Raw genomic sequence first — 18,174 nt, 5'->3', positions numbered from 1 at the left:
TCAACCGCCTATTGCCTGTGCAGGATCTGCTGCAATTACTTTTTTTACCCCTATTAAGGAAGCCAGTATGGATGCAATAACAACAACGATAAAAAGTGCTACAGCATCCTGCGTTTCCAATACCACTCTTTTTGGAAATTTTGTATAAATAAGATGTGCAAAAATGTTACCAGTAATAAATGCCAATACTCCCATAATGAGTGTCTCTTGTACAATCATTTTGATAATCATACTGTTTGGTATACCGATAAGCTTCATTATAGCTATCTCTTTCATTTTTTCCAGCGTCATCGTATAGATAATCAGCGCAATAATAATCGTCGACACAATTACCAAGATAACCGTAAACATTCCTATCTGTTTCGACGCCCTTTCAATAAGGTTTTGTGTCAGTATTGTCTTCTCTTGGGCAGCCGTATATACTGCTTTATGTTTCCATTTTCTTATCTGCTGTGCAATAACATCAACATCATAACCATTTTTTTTCGTTGCTATCACAGCATTGACCATGTGTGAATTCACACCGGAAACACCTCTTGCTCTGTCATTTCGTATACGGGCATTGGAATATAAAAACTGTAACTGCTGTGCATCTTTGAGACTGATATACACCAAAGGATCGCCGCCTGAGGAGACGGTTCCGTGTGTTACACCGACCACATGGTAAATATCCCGTCCTAAGCGAATAGTGTCGCCCAGTTTAAAACCTGTTTTGTCAGTGACAACCATTTCATAATGATTTCTGCGAAGTCCTCGTCCGCTTATTAAACGCTTTGGATTAACAGGGTCAATGTCACCAAAAGGATCAAATCCCACTGCAAAGACACGGACAGCGCCGTTTTTTGACGGAAGCTGCAGATTTTGAAATGTCATTCCTTCTGCTTTGTCTATTCCTTCAATAACCTTTACTGTATCTTTGAAGTCTTCATGTATCCGTGAGGATTCGGCAAAAGGACCAAGGGTATTTTCCTGTACTATCCAGAAGTCAACACCCACATCATCCAAAAGAACCTGCGCATCGATAATCATTCCTCTGTAAACACCCATCATAACAAAAACGATACCAAGCAGCATGCCTACGCCTATCGCAGTAACGATAAACTTTCCAAAAGTATGGGCTATCTCTTTTTGTGCTAGATTTATCATTTGTAAATTCTCATACCTTCACTGAACGATTTTTTGGTTTTATCCGGGACCAAGAGTCCAAGAGTCGTATCCAGATTTTTCACAGCTGCTTCTTTGTCTGTTATAGCCGTTATATTTACATGTAAGAAGTGTGCATGTCCCTCTTTCTCTATCCAGACACCGGCCTTTTTATCTTTATAGACAATCAAGTAAGCAGGTATTTTGATAACATTTTTCAGTGTTTGTGTTGTAATGAGTACCTCTGCCTGTTCATTGATATAAAAGGGAGTCGGCACAGCATAAAAACTGACATCAACTTCTCGCTCTTGTGTCACAGCATCACTCTGTGCGACAATGCGGCTTACATACCCTTCAAGCTTCTTATTGCTTTGAGAACGCAATGTCACAACTGCACGCTGTCCTGTTCTGACATCTCCGCTTATCTTTTCATCTATATATGCTTTAATCCATACGGTTTTCGGGTCAACTATTTTCAGTATAGGCTGTGTCGGCAGAACATTTTGTGCAACCTCAGCCTCTTTGGCAATGACATAGCCGTCAACCGGCGCATAAATTTTATAACGTGAGAGCTTTACATGTAAAGCCTCTACAGCCTTTTGCAAACGGACCACTTCTGTTTTTGAAGAATCTATATGCGCCTGTGTTGCCTGTATATTTGCCTCAATGCTGTCCAGGTCCGCCTTGGCTTTGTCATACTCCGCCTGAGAGACAAAAGCTTTTTCTTTTAGCTTTTTATACCGTTCATAGGTCAGTTTTGCCAAAATTTTCTGTGCAGCCAGGGATTTGAGCTCTTTTTGTGTTGCTTTGAGTTCAGACTTTGCTTTGTATACCGACATTTTTGCCTCTTCAATCAACTGGGGCAGATCTACACTGTCTATAACGGCAAGCAGATCACCCTTTGCAACCCATTTTCCCTCATCTGTATTTATCTGCACAATTTTCCCGCCTGTCTGTGCGGTGATGGCATAAATATTTTTTGCTCCTACTTCTCCTATCCCAAAGACCTCTTTGTTTAAATCACCCCGAGTCGGATGCACGGTTTCAAATGTATGTTTTGGAATAAAAACTTTGTTATAAAACAGAGTTGCGGCTACCACACCCAAAACAGTAAAAATTATATATTTCATTTTTGTACTCATTTTATTTTTCCTTGTAAATAATCAATTCTGTCTATACTCAGCGTTTTTGAGTAATAGGCCTCAAGCAGTCCGAGTTCTGCCTCTAATACCAGAGAACTCGCATCCAAAACTTCTATATAGGTAGAGAGTCCCTCTTTGTATCTTCCGTCAAGCACTCTTTTTGTCTTTTTTGCCGAATCCAGCTGTGCTTTTTTTGCTGCTATGGTCTCATCATATCTGTGTATATCCAAAACAAGATTGCTTATTTCTTCTTTTAAAGCGAGTATTTTTGAAGCTTTTTGCTCTTTGGCGACCTGCAGTCCTATTTTCGCATTTTGTGTCTGTGCTGTCAGTTTTCCTCCGGCATACAAAGGAATGTTCAGCACAACACCGACAAGCTGTGTATTATACAGATTTAAAGAGCTGACACGATTATACGAAGCGACGGCATCAAGCGAACCATAATGGGAGGCTCTTGCAGATTTATGCAACAAAGCATTTTTCTCTATGGTTTCATCATAGATCTTCAATTCGGTATTTCTCTCAAGTATCTCCTGTACAGTATTTTGAGTACTGTGAAACTCTTTTTTCAAAACATTAGCTTCCAAATCGACATTCTCCTCTATTGTCTCTCCCATGTAAAGAGACAAAGAATTTTTTGCTTTTGCATAAAGAGATTTTGCAATGGCCAGATTGTCTTTTGCCGCATATACCGCTGACAAAAAACGGCTTGTATCTGCTTCGGTCTTGAGTCCCTGCTGCAAAAGTGCTTTTGCCTGGGCATAGTAGGCTTCTTTTACATGTAAATCCGCTTCTCGTACAGCAATCGCTTCTTTTTGGACAACCATCAATTCATACAAAGATTTTACCTTTGAAGCAAGCAATGCCTGAAAATCTTTCAAAGAAAGTTTCGAGATATCTTCATCAAGTCTGCTTGCATCTATCTGCAAACTTGTTTTGGAAAAATCCCAAATTTTCTGTTTGACATTTACTCCTATATTCCATCCTGTATCATTAATTGTATTAAACTGTCCGTTGACAGGAAAAATATAGGTCTGTGTAGGATTGTATTGCGCAGACAGATTCACCTGGGGCAGGTATTCTGCACGTGCAGATGTATACCCTGTATGCGACTGTTTTATTTTCAACGCAAAAGATTTTGCATCAGGATGGTTTTGCAGTGTTTTGTCTATACTTTCTTGTAAAGTAAGTGTTTTTCCCTGCAAGGAGAGTACCAGGAACAATAAATTTATATATGCTAACTTTTTCATACACAAAGTATAGCTTTTTTGTGTTAGCATAATGTTAAGAGCGCTTTTTTATTTGATGATTTTATACTTCCTGTTAAAAAAGTGGCCTCTGACATATCGTCCGTAGATCAGTTCAAAAAGACCGGAAATAATAATAAAGCCCATGAAAATCACAACGGCTCTCGGGTTTGATGTGTATGTATGAAAAAGCAGGGTGCAAAGCGCCAAAAAACTCAATACAGATGATGTCAGCAAAACAAAACGGTTTGCCTTGATCTCTTGAGAGAGCTTAAATGCACTGATATTGACAAGCAAAAATATCAGCAAAAACCCTGCACTGCCTATAATGGCAATTTCTGTCAGATCAATGCTGTTTGCCAAAACCAGACTCAAAAGAGTGGTATACAAAACACCTTTAAACGGGACACCCGATTTTTTGCCCTCATCCATTAAAGCTCTTGGCAGCTTGCCGTCTTTTGCTATGATGTATCCGAGTCTTGCATTGCCGTAAATTGTAGCATTGATTGCAGAAAATGTTGACAACAGTGCTGCAAATGCCACAAGGGTAAAGCCCATCTGCCCCAAAGAGGGTTTTGCCGCTTCTGCCAGGGCATAATCTTTTGCCTGCATCAAAATATTTTCCGGAACATTCCCTACTGTGATGACCGCAATCAAAATATACAAGGCTATCACGATAATGACAGACGCATAAAAGGCCCGAGGCAGATTCTTATCCGGATTTTTGATATCCTGGGCAGAATTTGCTATAAGCTCGAACCCCTCATACGCAACGAAAATAATCATACCTGCTGTCACAATGGAAAGAGCAGAACCCCAATGCACAGGAGACATACGCTCTGTATCTACATAAAAAGAACCTGCCGCAATGACTAAAACCAGCAAGGCAACTTTAATAACAACAATAACAGTTTCGCTTTTACCGACAAACGAAGCACTGACCAGGTTGATAACTGCCGGAATGATGATAGAAACAATAATAAGCCCGTGATGCAGCCATTGCGACTTGTGTGTAAAAAAAGTCTCTCCATACGAGGCAAAAGCTGTGGCATATAAAGATATTGTCACCAAATAACTCAGCCACAGCATCAGATTGACACTCCCCGAGAGGATATTGTCGCCAAAGGCTTTGTCTATGAAAGTGACCGTTCCGCCCTCACTTTGATAGGCAACGGAGAGTTTCGCATAAGAGTATGCCGTTAATATTGCTACAATACCGGCTATGGCAAAGGCAACTGCTGTTGCCCCGTGTGCCAAAGAGACCGCTTCTCCCAAAACAGCGAATATACCGCCGCCTACCATACCGCCTATACCGATTGAAATCGCGCCTAAAAGTCCTATACTTCTCATTTATCTCCTTATGAAATCTCTGTCTATTGTTTTTATTATCCTGCTGATATTTTTATCTTTTACAAAACATCTTCTCAAGGTACATGCCAAAAAATCTTTATATGGCTTTACTTCACTCAATACATACGGATAATCTGTTGTTTGTAGTATTTTAGCATTTTTGAGCAAATTGTCTTTTGAACTTTTCACGACGACAACACCCAGTTTCTGCATTAAGTACGCCTGTGCCAGAGCCGGTGCATTTGACTCTTCTCTTATAAGCTCTTCTTTGAGTTTTTCCATACTGCTTTGAAACAGTTTTTCGTATTCAAAAGAGGTTTTGAGCGATGCCAGTTTGATTATGTTTTGCAGCATCTTTGAGAGCGGTGATGTATAATATTTGTCATTTATCCCGGCCTTTACATGTAAAGCGTCATTTGAAAGATACCATATACCGTTTTTGTAAAACCTGTACTTTGCCTGTGCTGCCAAATACTCGGCAAAATCAAGTTTGGCAGTATCATAATCAACTTCATACCCGCTGATAAGCGCTCCAATCAAAAAACTGTAATCTTCCAGCAAAGCTTTTTGTCTGGGCACAGCTCCCTCTATGGTCTGATGATACAACTCCCCTCGCACAAACATCAGATTTTGCAAAGCTTTTAAATTTTTTTCTGCCAGTTTTGCATATTTTTTATCAATGCGTGAAGCCTTGTAAAGTGCTTCTATCATCATAGCGTTCCATGCTGTATTTATTTTTTTATCTATAAAAGGGTATTTTTTCTTTTTCCTTACATGGTACAGCATCTCCTTAAAAGATGCAAAACCGGGAGGCCTCTTGTCTGTATCAAAATTTATATGCACGCGGTTGTTGAAGTTTCCCTCTGTGCTAAATCCCAGAGCATCCTCTATGGCGTCGGCATGAGGATTTTTTTTAAGCGCCTTGTCTATTTCATCTGGGCTGAATGTGAAGTATGCTCCCTCTTTGCCCTGGCTCTCTGCACTGCTTGCACTCCAGTAAAGGTCATGGTGCAAAAAACGTTTTTGTACCATCGCTATCGTCTCTTGCACCACGCTTGCATAAAGCTTTTTATGACTTTTTTCATAAGCTCGGACATACAGACCAATAAGCTCCGCCTGCGTATAGAGCATCTTCTCAAAATGCGGAATCTCCCAGTTTGCATCCACACTGTATCTGAAAAATCCGCCGCCTATATGGTCATACAAACCCCGCAGTGCCATTGTGTCCAGCATTGCAAAAGAGTATTTTTTCAATGTTTTGTCTGCCCTTATATCCGCTATATCCATCATCAAAGCAAGTTTGGAGGCCTCGGGAAACTTTCTGCCTGTGCCAAAACCGGTATAAAGTGTATCAAAAGATTTTTTGAGAGAATTTTTGAGTGTAGTCAGGGAAACATTTTTGTCTTCTGTGTCTGAGAGTTTTACTCTGCTTGCCACTGCCTTTTGAATCCTATCTGTTTCTTGTCGGAGCGCTTTTTTGTCGGTATATAATTTTGAAAACTTTCGTATTAAATCCGAAAATCCTTCAGAATAAAACTCTTTTTTTGGAGGAATATATCCTGTTATATAAAAAACTTCTCTTTGTGGTGTCATAAAAACACTCAGAGGCCAACCGCCGGTCCGTTTATGCACATGCGCAAAAATATTTTGGTACAAAGCATCAACCTGCGGCATCTCTTCACGATCAACTTTTACAGATATGAAATATTTGTTCAAAAGCTGTGCGATTTTTTTATTTTCAAAGGATTCTCTCGCCATCACATGACACCAGTGACAGGTGGAATAGCCAATAGAGAGAAATATAGGTTTGTCTTCTTTTTGTGCCTGCAAAAATGTTTTTTTCTTCCAGGCATGCCAGTGCACAGGATTGTTCTCATGCTGTTTTAAATAGGGCGATGTTTCGTATTGTAAACCATTTTTTGCGCATAACAGTGAAGCAACACTCAGAAACAAAAGAAATAATATTTTCATATTTTATTGTACAATAATGTTGGAAATAAAATGCTTTTAGCGTGACTTGTGAGAAAAACTAAATTTTTTTCTGTAACCGGAGTCTTAGTCTTTAAAAACGCACAGCCTGCACTACAGTACGGGTTCCGAAAAGCCTATTCATCGGAATCGGTACTGTAGTGCCGACTGTGCGTCTTTGCTAAATTTGAAATTATTTACAGATATATAATTATATAAACTAAGATAATTTTAATTATAAGCAACTATAATTATAAAAATACTCAAAAAGGTTTTATCATGCAGTTTTTAGATGAAGATATTTATAATGCAGTACAAAACTACCTGCCAAAAGTAAGCGAATATGTCAATTCACACGGTGGCGGTATAGAACTTCTCGGCACAAAAGACGGTGTTGTCTACATCAAACTGACAGGAGCTTGCGGAGGCTGTTCTATGAGTCTGATGACAACAAAAATGGTCGTACAAAAAAAGTTGCGTGAACTGATTCATCCCGAACTGCAGGTTGTCAATGTAGACGGAACTCCTGAAAACGAAATGCCAAAAGATGCCTACACCGGTCCAAAAAAAGAAGAGCCAACAGTTGAAAAACACGGCTTTTTGGATAATGTAAAACATATGGTAGGTCTCTAAAATGGTGGTGGATTATGCAGACAAAGCACTTACACAACGCTATCAGCTTATGGCGCAGACCATCATCCCAAGGCCAATTGCCTGGATTTGTACGCAAGATGCAAAAGGCACTCTTAACATTGCTCCTTTTAGCTATTTCATGGGGCTCAGCTCTGAACCTCCTACAATGATAGTCAGTATAGGGCATAAAAATGACGGCAGCCAAAAAGACACGCTTAAAAATTTGCGTGAACACAAAAAATGCACAATATGCATGGTAGATGAGGCACATTTACAACAGATGCATTTTAGCTCCAAAGAACTTGATAACACGCAAAGCGAAGCAGAAATTTTTGGCATTGAGACAAAAAGCATAATCAAAGACTTCCCTCCAATAGTGACTGGCATACCGAGTGCCTTTTTTTGTGAACTCTACCAGGAGATAGATCTCAAAGGCTCAAAAACCATCCCGCTTGTCGTAGAGATAAAGTCCCAGTATATTGATGATAAAATCATTACAGACAAAGAGAAACTCACGCTTGATTATGAACCGCTCGCCCGTGTCGGCAAAAGCTACGCCCTGCTCGGCAAAAGAATCAATCCTCCAAAAATACCATAAATGCATGACTATATTCTCTTTGGTTCTATCACCCTTATACTCGCTACAGTCTTTTCTATGGGCGGAGCGGGTTCGGGTATAGCGCTTATTCCAATTTTACATTTTTTAGGACTTGATTTTACTGTGGCTAAAGCGGTCGGACTTTTTGCAGGAGCATCTACCACTGTGACAGCAAGCATTATGAATATCAAACGCAAAGCTGTTGAGTATGCCTTTGTCTTGCCTATTGCTGTGACAATGCTCCTTTTTGCACCTCTTGGCGCATATTCCAGCAGTTTTATCAATGAAAACATAGTCAAATTTTTCTTTATGCTCTTGCTTTTTTACTCTGCAAGCATGATGATGTTTGGCAAGAAAAAAGCTCTTTTTTCCGCCCACTCAAAACTCACACTTTTGCTTGTCGGTGCTGTGATTGGGTTTATTGCCGGACTTTTAGGTGTAGGCGGAGGCAATATCCTCATTCCGCTTTTAACTCTTCTTGGATTTGCTCCCAAAAAAGTAGCCGTTGCGGTAAGTTTTGTAGTACCTTTTTCGGCACTCGGTTCCTTTTTTACCTATGCCAGTTATGTACCTTTGGACTGGATTCTTTTGACGGTGGTTGCTCTGTGTGCCGTCATCGGTGGCTACATTGGAAACTATCTTATGCACTTTAAACTCGAGCAGTCTCACATTAAAAAAATTATGGCAGGACTTTTGTATCTCCTGGCATTTAAAATGCTTTGGCATTTTACAGTAATCCTATAAATAATGACAATAAACATCTCTGCTTTCACTTTTGTCAGCCCTCTTCCTTAACATTCCCCTAACACAAACGTTTTATACTAACAGTAAAATTTTACATACGGAGTTTATATTATGAAAAGATTACTTATACCGACACTGTTCCTAACAGGGAGTCTTTTTGCACAAAGTGCGCAGGAGATTATTCAAAACAATGGCTGTCTCTCTTGTCACGCAGTTGCAAGCAAAAAAGCGGCTCCCGCATTTGCAGGAATAGGAATGAGAAACAAACGTTTTGAAGGCGAAAATGCGAAAGAAGTGATTATGGCAAGTATCAAAAACGGCTCTCAAGGGAAATATCCAAGATTTTCTGATACTGCTATGCCCTCGTTTGCAAATCTGACACAAGAGCAGTTAAGTACCGTAGCTGATTACATCTTGGCACAATCTTCTCAAGCAAAAGGGATGATGGGCAAAGGTGGCGGTATGGGTCGTGGACAAGGGATGGGAATGGGAGGGGGTATGTAATGCAATATCCTCAATTTTTTGATACTATTGACAAAATAGTTTTGTATGATGACTTGAGCCGGTTTTTAGGTGTAAATGACGGCATACTTGATTTTTCCTACGCCGACATTGTCAAAAGTGCAGGACATAGTTGTGCAACTGTTGCAGGGGCTTATCTCATGGCACTTGAGGGCTTAAAATCACTTTATGGCGCTGAATTGCCACAAAGAGGCTACATAAAAGTAGAACTTGCAAAAGAGCCGACTGTTGAAAATACCGGTGCTGTCGGATGCGTACTTTCAAACATTACAGGAGCAACCACAGACTATGGTTTTGGTGGCATTCCAACAGGAAAATACAATCGAAGAGGCACACTTTTTTATGGTGTAGCGATGGATGCTGATGTCTGTTTTACCCGACTAGACACAAATGAAAAAGTATATGTAACCTACACACCTCAAAAAGTTGTCAATCCTATGGCAATACTCAAAAGTGCTATAATGCCTAATGCAAAAGAAGAAGATATAAAAAGCTTTCCTCTGCGTTTTCAAGAGATGGTGAAAACTGTTTTTGAACATAAAGACGAAGTGATTACAATTACAAAAAAGGATATCTAATGTTTACAAAATCAAAATATATACTCAGCGCTGCACTTTTAGGCTTACTTGTCAGTTTTGCACCTGCTTCTCAACTTGAAGCGGCTCCTGTGAAAAAAGCCAGCAAACCGTTCCTGATTCAAAACCCTGGTTTACCGCATTTAACAATGTTGGTCAAAAAAATGTGGAATTCAGAAAAGCTTGCCTTAACCAAAAAACAAAAAAAAGAACTTTTACAGGTACGCAAAGAAACCTTGCGCAGTGTTATGAATCTTAAACAGAAGATTATGCCATTAGAGCAAACAATTGTCCAACTTTCACAACAAGGGGCTTCACCGCAAAAAATGAAAAAACTTGTTGATGAAGTAGCCAGATACAAAGCTCAGGCAACAATGACACATCTTAAGTGCATCTATGAGACAAAAAAGATTTTAACCCCCAAACAGTTAAAAACTCTTTTGCATAAATAGTATAGAGATATCACAAATGAAAAAAATCTTATTAATCGGATTTGGATTATTTATTGCAATACAATTTATACCGTACGGAAGAGATCACACAAATCCGCCTGTAGTTGCTCAAGTGCAATGGGACACTCAAGAGACACAGGATCTTTTTCAAAGAGCCTGTGCAGATTGTCATTCCAATGAAACAAAATGGCCTTGGTACAGTAATATAGCACCGCTTTCATGGAGTATCTATCACCATGTTGATGAAGGTCGTGAACATTTCAATGTTTCCATGTGGGGTGTTCAGAAAAAGAACAAAGGTGATGAAGCAGCCGAAGAAGTTGAAGAGGGAGAAATGCCTTTAGCATCTTATCTAATAGCACATCCAGAGGCAAGACTTACAAAAGAGGAAAAACAAGCACTTATTGCAGGACTTAAAAATACTTTTGGAAGCGAAAAGTATGAAACGCATAAAAATGATAAAGACTAATCTTAATAGTATAAATTTATTATACGAGTACATATTTACTAATCAAAAATAGTTTCTTTATTAACGTTTTGCTAACACAAATGTGATAGAGTTGTATTTATAGATAGCAAGGAATAGTTTTTGCTTGCTATCTAAATCTAAGCTAAGGGATAGACTATGCAAGTAAGTTCAAATGGTTCAATGCAACAAATGCAGATGCAAATGAGAAAAATGGACGGTACAGGTGGTGGTCAGGGAAATGGCGGTATGAAAGATATCATGCAATCATTGTCTCAAGAAGACAGAACTGCTCTCAAAGATAAAATGAGTTCAATGGATCAGACACAAAGAGCTGATCTAATTGCACAGATGAAACAAGTAGATGCTTCAACTATGGATTCTCAGCAATATACACAAAGCTTGATGGATATTTTAAATCAAGATACTACGCAACAAAAAACAAATACAGCAAATTCAACTTTTTCTGTATATGCTTAAGTTTCTCCAGGATTTTTATGTAATAGCACTTGTTTGAGTGTTATTACATTTTATACCCATTTCTTTGAATTTTTGACAGAATTATACCGGATATATGTTCATGTGATTCTTGATAATTATACAGTGGAAAGATTTACGAAAGAAACTGAAAGTAGTTTCTTTCGTTAGATAAGAAAACTATTTTTTCTTTTTTTGCGCTTTTTTCTTTGCTTTGGATTTAGCTTTCTTTTTATCAGCTTTTTTCTTGCTCTTTTTCTTTGTATCTTTTTTCACAGCTTTCTTTTTTTCGGCTTTTTTCTTTGCCTTTTTCTTTTCAGCTTTTTTTTCAGCTTTTTTTGCCAACTTTTTCTCTAACTCTTTTTTTGTATCTTTTGCCATTGTTTGACCCTTTATGCAGTTTTTCATTACTATTAGTAATAAATTATAGCTATTATATATGATTTCAGACTACATGTCAATAAAATATAGAGTTAAGCTATAAAAGACTATACTTCCACATGACATTTATAGAATTTAAAAAACTACTTTTAGATGCGGAGATCAGCCTTCCAAAATTTTCAAAGCTTATAAAAGTCAGTGAAAAAAATATACAGGCATATAAAAAAAAAGGTGAAGTGCCTAATGCAATAGCAGTAGTAGCGCAATGTTTTGCAACAATGCATCAGAACCGTATAGATTACAAAGAACTTATCACGGCTCTTGAGCTTAAAGCAAAAACAAAAAAAGGTGCAGGGTTTGCAAAAACAAAAAAATTAGATTTATCTACTCACTCTTCGGACTAAAATAAAAACCATTCTGTGGTAATTGACCACCAATAGTTTTAGGATTGTTGTTTTTCAAAATTTCAAAGAAAAATTCCAAGTCTTTTTGTGCATCTTTTGCATTAACATCATTCAATTGAACATAGTCCAGACTGTCTGCTACAGCTTCAGGAAGGAGCATTGGAATATATTTATGAACCAACTCTCCAGCTTCTTTTGGATGTGTTTTATACCATTGAAGCGCTTTTGCATACTCCTCATTGAAACGTTTGATGAGATATGGATCTTTTTTGCCAATAACCGCCATGCCGGCCTGTGGAATTTTGGCTTCAATATGAAAAACTTTTCCCCACTCTTTTTGTAAATCTGCACTTCTGTAAAGGTCAGGCGCTATAAGTTTCAACGGAAAAGAGTTTGTTTTTCTCAGTGCCATAGAGATGGCAGGTTCAGCCAAGAGTGCATGATCGACTCTGCGCATTATAAGCATCTGCATAGCATCTATCGGTGAGTTTACATAACGAAGTGTAAAGTCTTTTTTCGGATCAAGCCCCTCTCTTTTTACAATCTCTTCAAAGACAATGTCAGGCATATCGGCACGAAAAGGCATTGCTATCTCACACCCTTTGAAATCTGCAAGAGTCTTTTTGGTTTTATCTCTTGTTATCATTCCCAAAATACCCCACACAGAGACATTGAGAAGTTTTATATCTACACCTTTGTTATAAAGATTTGCTGCTACATTGGTAGGAATTGCTATAAAGTCAGCACTGCCGCGAAGTGTGAGAGCACGCAGTTCATCGGGCGATTTCCACATAATAAATTTAACATTTTTAGCTACATCGTTTAATGCACCTGTTTCAATCATCCTTAAAAGCGGGTGGCTTACAGATGCCATAGGACCGCTTAAAACCAAAGTATCTACTTTTTTTATCCCGTTTGCCTGTAGAAAAAGTACGAGAGAAACTGTCAGTAATATTTTTTTAATCATAATAAAATCTCCTTAACTGGTTTATAGATTTTATCAAAAAAGACTTTAACCATAACTGAATTTGATAATTACTTTCATTATACTTACTTTAAGCTTAATTATCATACACTTTAATATTAATTATCATTTAAAGCCTTTTTATAAAGAATAACTTAAAAAGCAAGGAAACTAAAAAATAGGCATCAGAATAGTAACAATATTATTTCAAAGAGCGATGCAAGATGAAATTCTTGCAGAGTTTGATTTTTTAAATACTCTTTTTTGAGTTCAGTTTTGTTGAATTTGAACAGAGTATTTTGATAATCAAACTATAGAATAAACTATATAGTTTTTCTATTTTGGTTAACAATTTAGTAATGATTTAAGTACTAACTTGGGATCTTTAACTTATCACTGTTTATGACTAATTTGTAAATACACGATTTGGATTATAGGGTGTATTGTATTTAAAAATAGAGTAGATAATGGTTGCAAGTTTTCTTGAGACAGCAACTAAACCCTCTTTTTTAGATTTACCCTGACTTCGTTTAGTATCGTAGAGTTGCTTCATCTGTTTGTTGTGTATCAAACAACTTGTAGCACTCAGATAAAGTGCATGCTTAACTAAGGATGAGCCTCTTTTACTAAGATGTCCAACACTCTTGGAGTTACCAGAACTGTTTTCAGTAGGAAATAACCCAAGGTAGCCTATGAACTTAGGAATGGATGGAAACCTTGTTAGGTCTCCACACTCACTAATAACAGCAGCAATAGTCTTATCGCTTACCCCAGGTATAGTTTTAAGATTCTCTATTAAACTATTTTTAGTTGGAAGTTCATCAAGTGTTTGAGAGTTAATACCTTTTTTATCCAGTAAAGCAACTATCTCAGCTTCAATAATATCTAACTCACTAAGGTACATTTTTAAAAGCCTAATAGTGCTTCTAATAGCGATAGCTCGTGCATCTTTGGCTTTACCTGAGTAGATAGATTCTCTTGAGAGTTCTAGTAGTCTTAGGGCTTTATCTTTATTAAAGTTATTCCCTTGAATATGACTAAAAACTTTCATGATTCTATCTACACTGCTATGCTTATAGTGGTGTGCAGTAGGATATTTCTCAAGCAGTGCTAATCCACTGATTGTAAATGGATTTGTAAAGCTTTCAAACTCTGGAAATGTAACCGTTATCTGAGTTAGTATTCTCTTTTTAACCTCTTTCATATCTGCTTGAATAGAAGCACGATTACGATAGAGTGTTCTAAGACTTTGATACTCATCATCAGTCACATAACCAGAAGAGTATTTGCCATCTTTTAAAAAGAGTGCTATTACTAAAGAATCTATGTTGTCATTTTTAACTTTTTTCATAGTTATTTGCTCTCGATACCTTGAAGTCTGGAATGGATTTAATAGTTTAACACTATACCCCTTAGACTTTAAAAACTCTAAAAGATTTTCACCATAAATACCTGTTGCTTCTATACCAATAAGAAAGTCATCTTTCTCTAAAGTGACACTATCTAAAATAGTAAGTAGTTTCTCAAATCCTTTTAAGTCATTGTTAATTTTAAAAGGTTTGTTAATAACTTTAGTTTCATTATCATCGATAACAGAAACAACATGAAAACTCTTTGCAATATCTATACCTACATAATACATCTTTGTAATCCTTGTCGTGTAATCTTTGGTTGCCTAACAACTTAATGTTAGAGTTCACAGCCTCGTTAATCTATATGTTGTAAGTGCTAAAATAACAGCTACCCCAACAGCTTGTAATAAGTGATTAACAACTAAAGATACCAACTGGCTTAATGATGTAGTCAGTAGATCAAATTTGGTAAATTTTATATTCTGCTATAAGGAGAAAAATGTTGTTTTACCTTTAGTCATAGACTGTGATAGTTACAAGATTTGAAGTTAGTACTTCAATCTTAAAAGAGTAATATTTCTTGATAAAAAAGTCAAAAAACTTTAATAAAAGAACCTATTTACTCATAAAATAAATTATACGAGGAGTCTTGTTTGAAATTCTTACTTAAAATACTGAAAGATTTTCCGGCTTACTTATGGAGCGGATGGGGAGCTGTTGCTTCCATTCTGCTCTTTATAGCTTTGTGGGATGTTGGCAATCAGGTATATGGCAACTTAGTGTTGCCATCACCTCTTGAAACATTTAAGACACTTTATACCATGTTGCATGACAAAGAGGTATGGGAGCAGATTGACATTACCCTCTACCGCGCTTCTGTTGGCTTTGGGCTCTCTTTGTTGTTTGGCTCTGTCTTGGGACTCATCGCCGGCTTCTTTGCAACGGCGTCTATGATGAGTCGTCCGGTTGTCACCATCCTTGTAGGCATGCCTCCAATTGCCTGGATAGTTTTGGCGATGATTTGGTTTGGAATGGGAGATGAAACAGTTATTTTTACCATCATAGTTGCTTCTTTTCCCATTATATTTGTAGGTGCCCTGCAAGGTACAAGAACACTTGACGGTACTTTAAAAGAGATGGCTGAGAGTTTTCATCTGCCATGGCACATGAAGTTTACAGATGTCTATTTTCCTCATATTTTTTCCTACATTTTTCCTGCCTGGGTAAGCGGACTTGGTATGGCCTGGAAAATTGTCATCATGGCGGAACTTTTAGCTACAAGCGATGGGCTTGGTGCTTCCTTGGCAGTGGCCAGAAGCCAGTTGGACACTCCAACGGCATTGGCACTTGTAACCATAATGATAGGTTCGCTGATGTTTATAGAGTATATCATTTTAGAACCGATAAAAAGAGAGGTAGAGTTATGGAGAAGCTAGAAGTAAAACACTTAACACATCATTTCGGATTTACAGAGATTTTAAGAGATATAAATTTTACACTCAATAAAGGGGAGATACTCTCAATAGTAGGGCCAAGCGGAGGTGGAAAAACTACACTTCTGCATTTATGCTCCGGACTTTTGGATGTGCAGGAAGGGAGTGTTGTCAATACATTCACAAGTACTTCCTTTACATTTCAAGAAGGAAGACTGCTTCCTTGGAAAAATGTACTTGACAATATTGCCATTGGACTCCTTGCCCGTGGTGAGAAAAAAAGTACCGCAATAGAAAAATCCAGGGCAATTGCACTGAAATTTGGACTCGAAGAAGAAGATTTTGAAAAATTTCCAAAAGATTTAAGCGGCGGAATGAAACAACGCGTCAGTTTTGCCCGTGCTTTGGTTGTCAAACCCTCTCTTCTGTTTTTGGATGAGCCCTTTTCAGCATTGGATATAGGTCTGAAAAAAGAGTTGCAAACACATCTCATAGAAATAAGTCAAAAAGAAAATATCTCTATACTTTTTATAACGCATGATATGATGGAAGCTATTCGTCTGAGTGATGAGATACTTTTACTCAAAGCCGATCCTGGACATATAGTCAAAAAATTCAGCTTTGACCTTCCTCAAGATAAAAGAGATGATGCCTTTGTGTATGAGCAGAGTGTAAAAATACTGCAAGACAAAGATATCATAGAAACATTTGAACTAAATTCTTTGGAGTTAAAATAATGCAACATAAAGAAGAAAAACTTCATGCGACGAACCACTACCTCTATTATCCTGATGAAGAGAATATTCCGCCATATTTAGCATACGGCTTTCGCCCTGTCTTTTTACTTTTGGCTCCCTATTTTATACTTTCGATGATATTGTGGGGGTTGGTTTGGAGCGGGTATTTGAGTATCCCGTTTATGGACAATATTCTTGTTTGGCATGTCTACGAGATGCTTTTTGGAGTACTTACTGCCGGAATCATGGCGTTTTTAACAACCGGTTTGCCGGAACTTTTCCCCGGAATGGTACCTTTTGTCGGCAAACGGCTCAAATATATTATGCTTTTATGGATAGCCGGTCGCGTGAGCTTTTGGTTTATAGATGTTACAGGCGTCTATCTTGCTGGATTTTTAAATCTTGCCATGCTTGCCTGGCTTATCTGGTTTGCAAAAGATGTTGTTTTAGATAAGCTCCAACGACATGCCTCTTTGGGCTACATTTTACTTGTTATTTTTGGTCTTGAGAGTTGGTTTTTTCTAACAATGGCAGAATTAGTGCAAAGTGACCCGATGAAAATTTTAAAGCTTTCCCTTGGTGCGATTGTTGTACTTGTTTTACTTGCAATGCGTCGTGTAAACATGGAAGCAGTCAATGAACTGATGGAAGACAAAGCAATTGATGATATTTATATATCACGACCGCCACTTACAAACTTGGCTATATTTTGTGTCACGCTCTTTAGTATTGTTGAATTTTTATACCCTGCAAACTCTGCACTTGGATGGATAGGATTGGCTGCCGGTGCTGCTGTTTTGGCGATTACGAGTGATTATCATCTCAAAGAGAAGTTTATACTCAATCAGCCTTATGTTATTTATCTGTTTTTGATTTTTCTTATGCTTGCTTTAGGATATGCTTTTATGGGATGGAGTATTTTGTTTAATGACGGAGTCGGTATCTCGAGTTTTAGGCATTTTATAACAGCCGGTGGGCTTGGACTTGCCTATTTAATGGTCATGATAACCATAGGATGGATTCACACGGGAAGGCATTTGACTTCAAACATTTATACCCATTTAATGGTATTTTTCATCATTATTGCTACATTGATGCGTTCACTTATACCTTTTTACGAAGCAGACGCAATGCAACTCTATTTATGGTCTGCTCTTCTTTGGAGTGTTCCGTTTATGCTTTATATCAAAGTATTTTTCGGTTTTTTGCTCAATCCAAGAGCCGATGGAATCAAAGGCTAAAAGGATTTGACGGTTTTATGTCAAGTCCGTAACCTATGTCATCGGCGGAGTTAAATTCAGCAGTTTTTTGTATTGTTCTTTTTATTTTTTTTCTTACTTTTTATCTGTTTTTATGTTTAAGGCTTTTTTATGTATCAAAGAATCTGCTGTTTTTTTTTCTTGCCGACTCTACAAGTCGTGAAGTTGGTAGAGTCCCTCATAATCAGACAAACGAATAGCCTCCATTTCATCTTCGCAGAGTTCAATATATTCCAAATCAATACCACAAATACCACAAGGCTTAAAACAAACATCACTGTGATCTGCCCCGATATTTCGTAGTTTTCTTCTTCCAACCATTCTTCT

General features: G+C 37.7%; 21 protein-coding genes. 12 read left to right on the top strand and 9 right to left on the bottom strand.

Translation table 11 applies throughout. The features are described from left to right. Genes MLC35_RS05095 through MLC35_RS05075 form a run of 5 tightly spaced genes read right to left on the bottom strand, consistent with a single transcriptional unit; the run spans window position 1 to window position 6,853 of the window. Complete coding sequence (locus tag MLC35_RS05095) at window positions 1-1,146, bottom strand: ABC transporter permease (RefSeq protein WP_418641316.1); 1,146 nt, start codon at window positions 1,144-1,146, stop codon at window positions 1-3. Beyond that, window positions 1,143-2,285, bottom strand: a complete 1,143-nt coding sequence (locus MLC35_RS05090; protein WP_418641315.1) for an efflux RND transporter periplasmic adaptor subunit — start codon at window positions 2,283-2,285, stop codon at window positions 1,143-1,145. Before MLC35_RS05090 ends, MLC35_RS05095 begins: the two co-directional genes overlap by 4 nt. Then, complete coding sequence (locus MLC35_RS05085) at window positions 2,282-3,535, bottom strand: TolC family protein (protein ID WP_434638127.1); 1,254 nt, start codon at window positions 3,533-3,535, stop codon at window positions 2,282-2,284. Before MLC35_RS05085 ends, MLC35_RS05090 begins: the two co-directional genes overlap by 4 nt. Window positions 3,536-3,583: 48 nt before the next feature. Beyond that, window positions 3,584-4,882 (bottom strand): APC family permease, encoded by a 1,299-nt coding sequence (locus MLC35_RS05080; RefSeq protein ID WP_434638125.1) that lies wholly within the window; start codon window positions 4,880-4,882, stop codon window positions 3,584-3,586. Continuing rightward, a complete protein-coding gene (locus MLC35_RS05075) occupies window positions 4,883-6,853 on the bottom strand; it encodes a thioredoxin domain-containing protein (RefSeq protein WP_434638123.1) in 1,971 nt (656 codons plus the stop codon). Window positions 6,854-7,129: 276 nt separating this feature from the next. Here MLC35_RS05075 and MLC35_RS05070 point away from each other — a divergent pair, with 276 nt between their 5' ends. The 8 genes from MLC35_RS05070 to MLC35_RS05035 all read left to right on the top strand — a co-directional run bounded on the left by MLC35_RS05070 (window position 7,130) and on the right by MLC35_RS05035 (window position 11,320). Then, on the top strand, window positions 7,130-7,483 hold the full coding sequence (locus tag MLC35_RS05070) for a NifU family protein (RefSeq protein WP_151900518.1): 354 nt from the start codon (window positions 7,130-7,132) through the stop codon (window positions 7,481-7,483). A gap of 1 nt (window position 7,484) precedes the next feature. Then, window positions 7,485-8,081: a flavin reductase family protein gene (locus MLC35_RS05065; protein ID WP_434638121.1), complete on the top strand. Its 597-nt coding sequence runs from the start codon at window positions 7,485-7,487 to the stop codon at window positions 8,079-8,081. Next, window positions 8,082-8,825, top strand: a complete 744-nt coding sequence (locus MLC35_RS05060; RefSeq protein WP_434638119.1) for a sulfite exporter TauE/SafE family protein — start codon at window positions 8,082-8,084, stop codon at window positions 8,823-8,825. Between the two features lie 111 nt (window positions 8,826-8,936). Beyond that, window positions 8,937-9,329 (top strand): c-type cytochrome, encoded by a 393-nt coding sequence (locus tag MLC35_RS05055; protein ID WP_434638117.1) that lies wholly within the window; start codon window positions 8,937-8,939, stop codon window positions 9,327-9,329. Continuing rightward, a complete protein-coding gene (locus MLC35_RS05050; RefSeq protein ID WP_418641310.1) occupies window positions 9,329-9,925 on the top strand; it encodes a hypothetical protein in 597 nt (198 codons plus the stop codon). The genes MLC35_RS05055 and MLC35_RS05050 overlap by 1 nt, the downstream gene beginning before the upstream one ends. Next, window positions 9,925-10,374: a hypothetical protein gene (locus MLC35_RS05045; RefSeq protein ID WP_434638115.1), complete on the top strand. Its 450-nt coding sequence runs from the start codon at window positions 9,925-9,927 to the stop codon at window positions 10,372-10,374. The genes MLC35_RS05050 and MLC35_RS05045 overlap by 1 nt, the downstream gene beginning before the upstream one ends. A gap of 16 nt (window positions 10,375-10,390) precedes the next feature. Further along, on the top strand, window positions 10,391-10,843 hold the full coding sequence (locus MLC35_RS05040; protein WP_434638114.1) for a heme-binding domain-containing protein: 453 nt from the start codon (window positions 10,391-10,393) through the stop codon (window positions 10,841-10,843). 156 nt (window positions 10,844-10,999) lie between these two features. Then, window positions 11,000-11,320, top strand: a complete 321-nt coding sequence (locus MLC35_RS05035) for a hypothetical protein (protein WP_151900525.1) — start codon at window positions 11,000-11,002, stop codon at window positions 11,318-11,320. Window positions 11,321-11,497: 177 nt separating this feature from the next. On the opposite strand, the gene MLC35_RS05030 is transcribed toward MLC35_RS05035, so the two are convergent. Next, window positions 11,498-11,698 (bottom strand): hypothetical protein, encoded by a 201-nt coding sequence (locus tag MLC35_RS05030; protein WP_151900526.1) that lies wholly within the window; start codon window positions 11,696-11,698, stop codon window positions 11,498-11,500. 119 nt (window positions 11,699-11,817) lie between these two features. On the opposite strand from MLC35_RS05030, the gene MLC35_RS05025 reads away from it, so the two are divergent. Then, window positions 11,818-12,102: a hypothetical protein gene (locus MLC35_RS05025; RefSeq protein WP_346388655.1), complete on the top strand. Its 285-nt coding sequence runs from the start codon at window positions 11,818-11,820 to the stop codon at window positions 12,100-12,102. On the opposite strand, the gene MLC35_RS05020 is transcribed toward MLC35_RS05025, so the two are convergent. Both MLC35_RS05020 and MLC35_RS05015 read right to left on the bottom strand, forming a co-directional pair. Next, the gene (locus tag MLC35_RS05020; protein WP_434638111.1) at window positions 12,083-13,069 is read right to left on the bottom strand and encodes an ABC transporter substrate-binding protein; all 987 of its coding nucleotides are present in this window, start codon (window positions 13,067-13,069) and stop codon (window positions 12,083-12,085) included. The two genes, MLC35_RS05025 and MLC35_RS05020, sit on opposite strands and share 20 nt — an antisense overlap. 403 nt (window positions 13,070-13,472) lie before the next feature. Then, a complete protein-coding gene (locus MLC35_RS05015) occupies window positions 13,473-14,708 on the bottom strand; it encodes an IS110 family transposase (RefSeq protein WP_434636480.1) in 1,236 nt (411 codons plus the stop codon). A 363-nt stretch (window positions 14,709-15,071) separates the two neighbouring features. Here MLC35_RS05015 and MLC35_RS05010 point away from each other — a divergent pair, with 363 nt between their 5' ends. From MLC35_RS05010 to MLC35_RS05000, 3 genes are read left to right on the top strand one after another with little or no spacing between them, the layout of a single operon-like run. Further along, window positions 15,072-15,854 (top strand): ABC transporter permease, encoded by a 783-nt coding sequence (locus tag MLC35_RS05010; RefSeq protein ID WP_151900529.1) that lies wholly within the window; start codon window positions 15,072-15,074, stop codon window positions 15,852-15,854. Further along, on the top strand, window positions 15,842-16,588 hold the full coding sequence (locus MLC35_RS05005; protein ID WP_434638109.1) for an ABC transporter ATP-binding protein: 747 nt from the start codon (window positions 15,842-15,844) through the stop codon (window positions 16,586-16,588). The genes MLC35_RS05010 and MLC35_RS05005 overlap by 13 nt, the downstream gene beginning before the upstream one ends. Next, window positions 16,588-17,829 carry an NnrS family protein gene (locus MLC35_RS05000; protein ID WP_418641305.1) on the top strand — a complete coding sequence of 414 codons (1,242 nt, stop codon included), beginning with the start codon at window positions 16,588-16,590 and terminating at the stop codon, window positions 17,827-17,829. Before MLC35_RS05005 ends, MLC35_RS05000 begins: the two co-directional genes overlap by 1 nt. 168 nt (window positions 17,830-17,997) lie before the next feature. Here MLC35_RS05000 and MLC35_RS04995 read toward each other — a convergent pair whose 3' ends face one another. Beyond that, entirely contained in the window at window positions 17,998-18,168 is a 171-nt protein-coding gene (locus MLC35_RS04995) for a hypothetical protein (RefSeq protein WP_346388651.1), read from the bottom strand. Between the last annotated feature and the right edge of the window lie 6 nt (window positions 18,169-18,174).

It is taken from the genome of Sulfurimonas sp. NW7 (assembly GCF_051132265.1).
Lineage (GTDB): Bacteria > Campylobacterota > Campylobacteria > Campylobacterales > Sulfurimonadaceae > Sulfurimonas > Sulfurimonas hydrogeniphila.
This window is presented reverse-complemented; position numbering and strand designations above follow the sequence as displayed.